The 9356-nt window shown below is 71.3% G+C and carries 8 protein-coding genes and 1 pseudogene; 5 read left to right on the forward strand and 4 right to left on the reverse strand.

All coding sequences use genetic code 11. The features are described from left to right. The 3 genes and pseudogenes from ABZ842_RS33720 to ABZ842_RS33730 all read left to right on the forward strand — a co-directional run. The gene (locus ABZ842_RS33720) at positions 1 to 981 is read left to right on the forward strand and encodes a methyltransferase (RefSeq protein ID WP_361545726.1); all 981 of its coding nucleotides are present in this window, start codon (positions 1 to 3) and stop codon (positions 979 to 981) included. Then, positions 978 to 2132: a cytochrome P450 gene (locus ABZ842_RS33725; protein WP_361545729.1), complete on the forward strand. Its 1155-nt coding sequence runs from the start codon at positions 978 to 980 to the stop codon at positions 2130 to 2132. Before ABZ842_RS33720 ends, ABZ842_RS33725 begins: the two co-directional genes overlap by 4 nt. After that, a pseudogene (locus ABZ842_RS33730) lies at positions 2096 to 2282 on the forward strand (pyridoxamine 5'-phosphate oxidase family protein); the annotation flags it as partial. The gene ABZ842_RS33725 and the pseudogene ABZ842_RS33730, both read left to right, overlap by 37 nt. A gap of 145 nt (positions 2283 to 2427) precedes the next feature. Here ABZ842_RS33730 and ABZ842_RS33735 read toward each other — a convergent pair. The 4 genes from ABZ842_RS33735 to ABZ842_RS33750 all read right to left on the reverse strand — a co-directional run bounded on the left by ABZ842_RS33735 (position 2428) and on the right by ABZ842_RS33750 (position 6380). Continuing rightward, positions 2428 to 3522, reverse strand: coding sequence for an endonuclease/exonuclease/phosphatase family protein (locus tag ABZ842_RS33735; RefSeq protein ID WP_361545731.1), 1095 nt, complete (start codon positions 3520 to 3522; stop codon positions 2428 to 2430). A 167-nt stretch (positions 3523 to 3689) separates the two neighbouring features. Beyond that, complete coding sequence (locus ABZ842_RS33740) at positions 3690 to 4730, reverse strand: hypothetical protein (RefSeq protein WP_361545734.1); 1041 nt, start codon at positions 4728 to 4730, stop codon at positions 3690 to 3692. Positions 4731 to 4913: 183 nt separating this feature from the next. Then, the gene (locus ABZ842_RS33745) at positions 4914 to 6149 is read right to left on the reverse strand and encodes a helix-turn-helix domain-containing protein (protein WP_361545788.1); all 1236 of its coding nucleotides are present in this window, start codon (positions 6147 to 6149) and stop codon (positions 4914 to 4916) included. A gap of 78 nt (positions 6150 to 6227) precedes the next feature. Then, positions 6228 to 6380 (reverse strand): hypothetical protein, encoded by a 153-nt coding sequence (locus ABZ842_RS33750; protein ID WP_361545737.1) that lies wholly within the window; start codon positions 6378 to 6380, stop codon positions 6228 to 6230. Positions 6381 to 6717: 337 nt separating this feature from the next. Here ABZ842_RS33750 and ABZ842_RS33755 point away from each other — a divergent pair, with 337 nt between their 5' ends. Both ABZ842_RS33755 and ABZ842_RS33760 read left to right on the forward strand, forming a co-directional pair. After that, positions 6718 to 7695, forward strand: coding sequence for a DUF3068 domain-containing protein (locus ABZ842_RS33755; protein WP_361545740.1), 978 nt, complete (start codon positions 6718 to 6720; stop codon positions 7693 to 7695). A gap of 414 nt (positions 7696 to 8109) precedes the next feature. After that, a complete protein-coding gene (locus ABZ842_RS33760) occupies positions 8110 to 9351 on the forward strand; it encodes a glycosyltransferase family 4 protein (RefSeq protein WP_361545742.1) in 1242 nt (413 codons plus the stop codon). Positions 9352 to 9356 lie beyond the last annotated feature (5 nt).

Raw genomic sequence — 9356 nt, forward strand, 5'->3', positions numbered from 1 at the left:
ATGCCTTTGCCCGAAGAATCCCTTGGTGTCCCGGCTCCGGTACTGGACCGGCTCGGCGCGGCCGGGTACCGGGCCATGATCGCCGGCGTACGGCTCGGGGTGTTCACCGCGCTGGAAGCCCGCCCGCTGACCGTCGAGGAACTGGCCACCGCGATCGGCGGCGACCCGGCCGGGGTGCGCAGCCTGGTGGACGTGCTGGTGACCTTCGGCTACCTGCGGCACGACGACTGCGACGGGGTCACGACCGCCGCGACGCCCGGCCCGGTGGACGTCGAACTGTTCTGGCACGAGGTCCTGTTCGAGTACTGGGCCGACGTCGAGGACACCATCCGCACCGGCACGCCCCGCCGCGGCTTCTACGCCTGGCTGCGCGAGCGCCCCGCGACCGCGGCCCGCCTGCGCCGGATGTTCGCCGGCGCCGCCGCGGACCTGGCCGATGACATCGCCGCCGCGCTGCCGCCCGCGGCGACCGTCCTGGACATCGGGGGCGGCCACGGCGACCACACCGTCGAACTGTGCCGTCGTCGTCCGGACGTGCGGGCCACCGTCTTCGACCTGCCCGAGACGATCGCGGCCCTGCGCGAAGACGCCCCGCCGGACCGGGTGACGGCGCGGGCGGGCGACTACCTCACCGACGACCTGGGTTCCGGGTACGACCTGGTGCTGCTCTTCAACGTCGTGCACGGCCACCAACCCGAGGAATGCCGCGAGTTGATCCGGCGCGCGGCGAAAACGCTGTCCCCGACGGGAAGCGTCGCCATCCTCGACCACGACCGGGAACCACCGGCGGGGCTGGGTCCGGCCGCCGCCGGGTTCCTCGGCACGTTCGACCTGACCCTGTGGCAGGGCCAAGGCGGCGGCGTGCACCGCTACGCCGACCTCGCGGCATGGCTGGGCGAGGCCGGGCTCACCGAGACGCGGGTCGTGCCGCTCGCCGCGTCCCCGCTGGAGAAGCTGCTGATCGCCGGCCGGCCCTCGTGACCGCCGACCCGTACCCGGGCTACGCCTGGTTGCGCGAGCACGACCCGGTCTGCCCCGTCGACGACCCGCACGTCCCGGGCCGGACGTGGCTGGTGACCCGGTACGACGACGTCCGCGCCTGCCTGGCGGACCGCCGCCTGAGCAGCCGAGCCCCGGTCAACCCCGACCCGCACCCGCCCGGTCTGTCCAACCTGGACGACCCCCGACACGCCGGGCTCCGCCGGCTCATAGCCGCGGCGTTCACCCCCGCCGCGGTGTCCCGCCTGCGCGAACGCACCGCCCGGACCTGCGCGCACGCAGTCGAGTCGTTCGCCGGGCGGGGGCGCGCTGACCTCGTCGCCGAGTACACCCGGCAGGTCCCGGTCGCCGTCGTGCACGACCTGCTCGGCGTCCCGGAAGCCGAGCGCGCGCCCGCCGCCGAGGTGCTGGACATGTGGTACCGCGCGAAGTTCCAGCAGCCGCGCGACGAGGCGAAGCTGGCCGAGGTGCTGGGTTACGTCCGGAAGCTGGTGGCCTACAAGCGTTCGCACCCGGGGGACGACCTGCCGACGCGGTTGATCGAGTCGGGCGCGCTGACCGGGGACGAACTGGAGGTGATGGTCATGACGTTGATCGGCGCCGGTCACATCACCACGATCCAGTTCCTCGGCACCACCATCCTGCGCCTGCTCGACCACCCCGGCCGGCGAGCCGCCCTGCTCGGCGGCGACATCGACTGGTCCCCGGCGATCAACGAGCTGCTGCGCCTGGACCCACCGGACCACGTGGCCGAGTACCGGTACGCGGGCGAGGACATGACGATCGCTGACACCCGCGTGGGAGAGGGCGACGTGGTGCTGCTGTCGCTGGCGTCGGCGAACCGCGACCCGAACCGGTTCCCCGACCCCGACGCCCTGGACCTCACCCGCGATGCCCGCCCGCACCTGGCGTTCGGCCACGGCGCGCACACCTGCCTGGGCAGCCATCTGGTGAAGCTGGAGACGGAGATCGCGATCACCACCTTGTTCGACCGCCTGCCGGACCTCACCCTGGACGTCCCGAGCGGCGAGCTCGACTGGGGCTACGCCCCGACGTTCCGCGGCCCCCGGGCCCTCCCGGTCACCTTCACCCCCAGGTCCGGCCGGCCGGCCGTCTACACGTCACGCCGCTGATCGCCGCCTGGTGCGACTGGGCGTTGCACTTCAGTACCGGAACTGGCGAGCAGAAGGCGAAGAACCCGGCAGATCGTGCCCACTGCGTGCTCACCACCGGGAACAACGCGCTCGCCGGGGGGCATCGACATGGTGGTCGAGGGCACGGCGGCCAGGTGTTCATCCACACCCGCTACACCTTCTAGCCCGGAGCCGTTCGCTCCGGTCGGCCGCTCCGGGACTGGACGAGAGCTGGGCGGGTGAGGCCGGTGAGGGCCGCGACTTCGGGGCCGCGGCCCTCGGGAGGTGGGCCCGCTCAGCGGGTGGTCATCCGGAAGGTGCTGAGCACGGCCTTGTGGTCGGACGGCCAGGTCCAGGTGGGCTCCCAGAACGTGTCCTTGCCCGACTCCTTGACCCGCTTGCTGCGCACGATGGTGCTGGACGGTCCGACGATCACGCTGTCGAGGAGCCGGAGCCGCTTGTCGGGGTGGTAGAAGACGAAGTCGATGCGGTCGCGTTCGTCGGCCTTCGGTGCCCAGGTGAGTTTGCTGACGTCGGCGCCCGGGTTGTCGCTCGGCCAGGTGAAGCCTGGTGTGCGAACGGGGTCCTGGTGGATGACGCGGTAGGTGTCGCGGAAGCCAGCTTCTTCGATGGCCTTCGTCGTCGACCACGGGACGATAGTGCCGTTGTGGTCGAACAGGTTCCGGGTGCGACGGTCCCAGTCCCGGTGGGAGGGCTCGTTGAAGTCGCCGCCCAGCAGCGTCAGCCGGCCCTTGGCCCGCTCCTTCGCGGCGTCGGCGAGCACCGTCTTCGTCACCTTCGTGCGTCCCGAGGCCGCGTTGAGCCGCGTGATCAGGTCGACGTCGGTGATCGGACCGGTGGGGATCTCGCCCCAGCCGTACTCGGCCGTCTCCAGGGGCGACGGGGTCCCGCCGCCGTAGCCGCGCGGCAGGTAGTTGACGTAGTAGCGGTACTCCAGGTGGCCGGAGTAGGCCGCGACCTCGGTGCCGTCGACCGAGATGACCGCCTTCGACCAGTACGGGAAGGAGGCGTGCTCGACGATCGGGTAGCGCGAGATCACCGCCGGATCGACGGGGTTCCGGTTGTCGAAGTAGGTCAGCCCGCGGTCGGCGAGATCGGCCAGGAGGTTGGCGACCCGCTCCGGGTTCGACTCGCTGAGCATCACCACGTCCGGTTCGACCGCGGCGATGGTGTCGGCGATGCCGGCCCGCCCGCCCGGCACCTGGTTGCCGCCGTGCCAGATGTTGAACTGCATGACCTTGAGCGTTCGACGCGTGGGCTTGCCGTGCTTCAGCCCGCTCTGCGGGGCGGCCTCGGCCGTGCCCGCGGCCAACACTCCCGCCCCGACGGTCGCGCCGACCATCCCGAGCAGTTCGCGACGCCTGACCATCAACGACCTCCAGTAAGTGCCTGTGTCCACGGCCCGTCCACGGTTCGAACGGGCCGGGACACACTGTCGTGGTCTCTAGTGTCTGAGACGTGAACCGAGGCGCAACGTCAGATGTTGAATGATCAATGGCGGTCAGGCAGTGGGCGGCAGGGCCCACCCAGAGGGTGTCACGCGGTACGGGGAGTGCGGCAGTCCCAACTGACGGGCGTGCTGTTCCAGCGGCCGTAGGCGACACCGTCATCGGTGAGGGCCGTGACCTCTCCCGTGGGGTAGGGAGTGGTGTCGGTGGGCAGGGCGCGCACCGTGCCGTTCGGCTCGATCAACCGCAGCTTGACGTCCGGCGTGGGCCTCACGACGACCGCCCCCGAGGGGTTGACGGCCTGCGGTTCTCCTTCACCGAGGGACTCTGCTGTCGCCGCACCCTTGCGCCAGACGACCGCCAGGGTGCGAACGACAGTCGTCCCCGCGATCTCCTGGCCGATGATGTGCCCGCCGCGTATGGAAGCGGCGGTGGTGCCGTGCCCGTTGCCCGGCTGGAGCTGGGGCAGTTGCTCCACCACCCCGTTGGGAAGCCAGCGGACCGCGTGCTGCGGGCCCTGGTCCGCGGACCAGCCGACCACCGTGCCGTCGTCGTCGATGCCCAGTGCTTGTCCGCGGGTGTGGCCTGGAGGCAGGGCCAGTTGGCGCACGCTGCCGTCCGGGGTCCAGGTGACCGGAACGTCGCCGTTGGCGCCTCGCGACGCCCCTGCCACCGTGCCGCCGGCGTTGATGGCGAAGGCCAGACTGCCTGCCTCGGCGCTCAGGCCGGGGAGCTTGCTGAATCCCGTGCCTCGGTACGACCAGGCGGTGATCTTGCCGGTGGCGTCTTCGCTGACGTAGCCGACGGCGTGGCCGTGCACGTTGATCCCGTTGCCGGCACCCCCGTGCTCCGCTCCCAGGTCCTGCGGCACACCGTCCGTCCATCGGACGAGGCGGTAGTTACCCGTCCCGTTCCAGGCGTAGCCCACTTGGAACCGTCCGGTCGGGTCGGAGCCCGTCACCGCTGCTCGCAGGGTCCCGGGCGGTGCGGCGAGCATGCGCATGGGGCAGGGCTCGGCAGTCGACGCCAGTCGGGTCAGCCGGTCCTCTTCACCGGCGCTTGCAGGGGCAGCACCTGCCGCCGGCAGGACCACCCCGCTCGTCACGAGCAGCGCGAGGGCCGACAACACGATTCTGGAGCGTGAATACGGTCTCAAGGTTCCCCCTCCGGAAGGAGCGAAAGAAGGGACCATGACAACACGAAGGGGCGGGGAGCGATGAGAGCAAACGGCGATATCACGTGACCCCGTACCGGGCTCGTCATGGACGTTGCCCAGGCCAACTGTCGTCCTGCCCGCGGAGGATGCCGCGGGTCAGGGGGAGTAGCGGCCCAGTTCTCCCCGCAACCGCTGGGCGCGGAGGACCAGTTCGAGCTCGAAGCGGCGGTCGGGGTCGTCGATCTCGTCTCCCCACAGCTCCCGGATCTGACGGAGCCGGTAGCGGACGGTTTGGGGGTGGACCCCGAGGCGCCCCGCGATCTCGGGGGCGCCGCCGCGCGTCTCCAGCCAGGCGAGGAGGGTTTCGGCGAGACGGCGCGCGTGGGTTCTGCCGCGGTGGGCCAGGGGTGCGAGGGTGCGGCGGGCCAGGTCGTCGATGAGTTCCTCCGGCTGGAGGAGCACGAGGGCCTCGGTGTGCTCGGTGCAGTGCAGCACCTCTCCCGCCGGGAGCAGGCCGCGTTCCATGAGGCGTACGGCGGCCTCCGCCCACCGCAGCGACTTGGCGGCGTCGACCAGGGGGACCGGCGGTCCGATCGCGCCGGCCCAGCCGGTCATGGCGCGCCGCAGCAGTTCGGGGCGGCCCGCCGCGTCGGGGTCGGGGACGACGATGCGGGGCTGTTCGGCTTCCATGTCCAGCAGGACGCCCTGCCCGACGGCGGGGGCGACGGCCTGACGGGCGGGGCGCAGCAGCACCCCGGCCGCGACCTTCGCGGGCAGCGGCCAGCCGATCCGCGCGGCGCGCTCCGCTAGGGCGGCGGCGATCTCGTGCGGGCCGGCGGCGGAGCGGGGGCGGTGCTCGGCGAGGAGGAGCTCCATGAGCTCGCGCTGGAGCCGCAGGAGTTCACCGGCCTGCCGGGCAGCGGCCTCCGCGTAGCCGCGCACCGACTGGTCCACGAGGCCGTCGAGGTACTCGTAACCCGCGTCGACCAGTTCGTACATGGCCGGTGGTGGGATGTCGACGCGCTGGCCGATCTCGGCGAGGCGCCGCCAGGTGAGGCGGACGCCCAGGCGATAGATGGCCTGGAGCGAGTCGAGGCTGCGGCCTCCGATCCCCTCGCCGCGGCCGAAGTCCTGGAAGACCTCGGGGTGGACGCGGGGCCGGTCCTCGGCCGTCTCCAGGTGCAGTACGAAGATCTCGATGGCGCGCCGGATGCCGATGAGGGACTTGGGCTCGCCGGAGTCGTCGAGGATGAGCGGGACGTGTGGGTACTCGCGGCGGATCTCCTGCAGGATCTCCTCGGCCAGCGTGGGGGCCTCGGCGATGGCGAGCGCAGCGAACTGGCGCACTTTGCCGCGCGGTACGTCGTGCCAGGCCGATCGGGCTCCGGGCAGCGCAGCGGTGCGGTCCTCGCCGACGGAAGCCGCGGTGGTGCCCGGGGGATCGACGGCCGGGAGGGGTGAGGGCAAGGGTCAGCGCTCCCGTGGGGCCGTCTCGTAGGTGACGAGGGGCGTGTTGGGCTGGTCCGGGGTGGCGTTGAGCAGGGCGACGACGCCGAGGGCTGCGCCCACGGCGAGGGCCGCGGCGGCCACGGCGGTCAGTGCGGCGGCGAACAGTCTGGGCATGCTGGGGGTCCAGCCTCTCCGGTCGAAAGGTCGTTCCCACCCTGGATGAACCACACGATCGGCGCCAGTGCTCACGAGTCCCCGATGGTGCCCTTCGTGATGGCGCGTGCCGGCCCCGACCGGCTGGGGTCAGTCTCTGCAATGCATTGACACCTAGTCAAGGGTGCGCCTACGGTTCCCGGCCCATACCGCGGCTGCACTTTTCCCACCCGCGCGCACACGTTCCGTCACCTCGTGACCCCTGCTTCTGCCCCTGTTTCCTGCCGAGTTTTTCCGAGAGTTTCCGAGATTGTCCACCACCGTGTCGAGCCGCCTCGAACCCTTCTGGAGTGCCCGGATGCGACGTACCACCTCACCCCTTTCGCTCGTTCTGCTGGGCATCGGCACCTTCTTGCTGGTGCTGGCCGCGATGCTCGCCTGGTATGTCGAGCCGCGCGCCCAGCGCACCCCGATCGACACCGACGTGACCACGGTCTTCACAGGTCAGGGCAGTTACTTCGACGCCAAGAAGGTCGAAACCGTCGATGAGACAAAGCTCACCATCACCCGGAAGGTCCGCGGGGACGTGGCCGACAGCGAGGACAGCGGCCGGGCCATCTGGGACGTGTCCACGAGCGTCGACACCGACGACTCCCTGCCCGCGTCCGATCCGCACGACGCGTTCCAGTGGACCGTGGAACGCTGGGTGACCGACCGGAAGACCAACGCCCCCGTGCACTGCTGCGGGGAGACCCCGCGATTCGAGGGCGAGGCGTATCTGAAGTTCCCGTTCGACGTGAAGCAGCGCCCCTACCGATGGTGGGACAGCACGCTCGGCGGCACCGTGGAGCTCGCGTTCAAGGAGAAGACCAAGGTCCAGGGCCACGAGGGTTACCTGTTCACCGGCTCCGTCGACCCGGTGAAGACCGGGACGCGGCAGGTGCCGGGGGTGCTCGTCGGGCAGCCGGCGCGAGGTCAGGTCCACGCCGAGGAGTGGTACGCCAACCACGGCATCGAGCTCGTCGCGGACCAGAAGACCGGGCGGATCCTGTTCGCGTCGATCGGACCGAAGAAGACGCTGCGGGCGCCGGGTGCGAAGTCCGATGCCGTGGTGCTGCTGGAGAGCAAGCGCATCGCGTTCACCGAGGAGACGCAGAAGAAGCAGGTCGAGCTGGCGAAGGCCGACAACGACAAGCTCCAACTGGTGGGTGTGACGGCGCCCGCGGGGGCGGGCGGCCTTGGGCTGCTGCTGGCCGCGGCGGGCTTGGTCATGGTGTACCGGGGGCGTCCTGCGGACACAGCAGCAACCCCGGTACCGGAATCTGTCACCCCCTGATGAAGTACGGCCGGTAACAGGTGCGGAACTTGTCACCTCCGTGAGTAGCCGCAGCGAACCACTGGGCGAAAACTGTCCATCCACCCACCCGAACACACCATCCGTGCATGACCACAGCACATCAGAGCGGCCTCGGCACCCTCCGGGCCCGCTCGCCCCACGGAGCCGGAACCCCGCCGGAACCGCGCCGAGCAGCACCCGGCGCGGTCCCGGACCCGGCCCCACCAGTCCCGACCCGCTGAACTCCGTACCGCCGTGTACGTCCCCGAGTACCGCCCCATCCCGTCCCACCCCGTGTCACCCGTGTCATTCCTCCGTCCCCAACCTTTCGTCCGTCCGCCCTCCCGTGCCGAAAGTGATCCCCGCACCACGACCGCCGCACGGATCCGCCCCCTGAGACGAGTCGGAGCACCAATGCCCCAGCACGTGCCCGCTTCACTGCGCACGGCCGGTCCCCGGCCCGCTCAGCCTCAAGTGGCGCTGCCCGCCGAGCCGCGCCGCATCGTGTTCCTCTCCCGCCGCGACCTCGACAATCCCGCTGCCGGCGGCTCCGAGATCCTGGTCGACCGGTTGGCCGACGGGCTCACCCGACTCGGCCACCAGGTCACGCTCGTCTGCGGCGGCCCCGCCGCCCGACGCGACTACCGCGTGGTGTCGGCGGGCGGCGACCTCGGCCACTTCCTACGGGCCCGCAGGGCCATCGACCAGCACGTCGGCGACTGCGATCTGCTGGTCGAGGTGTGCAACGGCATGCCCTATCTGGCGCCGCTGTGGCATCGCGGTCCGACGCTGTGCCTGGTCAACCACGTCCACACCGACCTGTGGGACATGCGCTTCGGCGGCCGGGCCCTCGCGCCCGCCGGCCGCCTCGGGCGCCGGCTGGAGCACTTCGCCCTCAAGGAGGCACAGCAGCGGAACCTGATGGTCGCGGTCTCTCCGTCCACGGCCGGGGCGCTGCGCGACATCGGCGTCGACCGGCACCGGATACGCGTGGTGCACAACGGTGTCGAGGCGCCCGGACCCCAACTCCCGCGCTCACCCGAGCCGTTGTTCCTCGCGATGGGTCGGCTCGTGGAGTACAAGCGGATCGATCTGCTGCTGAGGCTGTGGGAGCGGGTCAGACCGGTGACCGGCGGCCGGCTCGTCATCGTCGGCGACGGTCCGGAGCGGGGCCGGCTGATGAAACGCGCCGGCGTCGGCGTGGAGTTCGCGGGCCGGGTCTCGGAGGCGGAGAAGCACCGGCTGCTCTGCTCGGCCTGGCTGCTGCTGCACCCCTCGGCAGTGGAGGGGTGGGGCCTGGTGGTCACGGAGGCCGCGATCCGGTCGACCCCGACGGTCGGCTTCGACGTGCCGGGGCTGCGGGACTCGGTCACCGACGGGGTCAGCGGCGTGCTGGCCCGCGGGGAGAGCGCGTTCGCCGCCGCCTGGTCCTCACTGGCGCTCAGCCAAGAGCGCAGGACGGCGATGGGCCGGGCCGCACGGGAGTTGGCGGCGGAGTACACCTGGGCCAACACGGTACGGGCGTTCCGAGACGTCGCCGTGGAAGCCGCCGCCCAAGGGCACGGCCACGGCCAAGGACAGTGCGGCCCGGCCCGTACGCCCCGGTCGGCCCCGGGAACCGCTCCGCGGTCCGCCGCGCACTCCCGGCGGAGGTGAGGACA

This window comes from Streptomyces sp. NPDC047315, assembly GCF_040643215.1.
Taxonomy (GTDB): domain Bacteria; phylum Actinomycetota; class Actinomycetes; order Streptomycetales; family Streptomycetaceae; genus Streptomyces.

Excerpts from the sequence above, each read along its gene's own strand:
- ABZ842_RS33720 (WP_361545726.1), top strand. The coding sequence starts at position 1 with ATGCCTTTGCCCGAAGAATCCCTTGGTGTCCCGGCTCCGGTACTGGAC.
- ABZ842_RS33735 (WP_361545731.1), bottom strand. The coding sequence starts at position 3,522 with ATGGTCAGGCGTCGCGAACTGCTCGGGATGGTCGGCGCGACCGTCGGG.
- ABZ842_RS33750 (WP_361545737.1), bottom strand. The coding sequence starts at position 6,380 with ATGCCCAGACTGTTCGCCGCCGCACTGACCGCCGTGGCCGCCGCGGCC.
- ABZ842_RS33755 (WP_361545740.1), top strand. The coding sequence starts at position 6,718 with ATGCGACGTACCACCTCACCCCTTTCGCTCGTTCTGCTGGGCATCGGC.
- ABZ842_RS33760 (WP_361545742.1), top strand. The coding sequence starts at position 8,110 with ATGCCCCAGCACGTGCCCGCTTCACTGCGCACGGCCGGTCCCCGGCCC.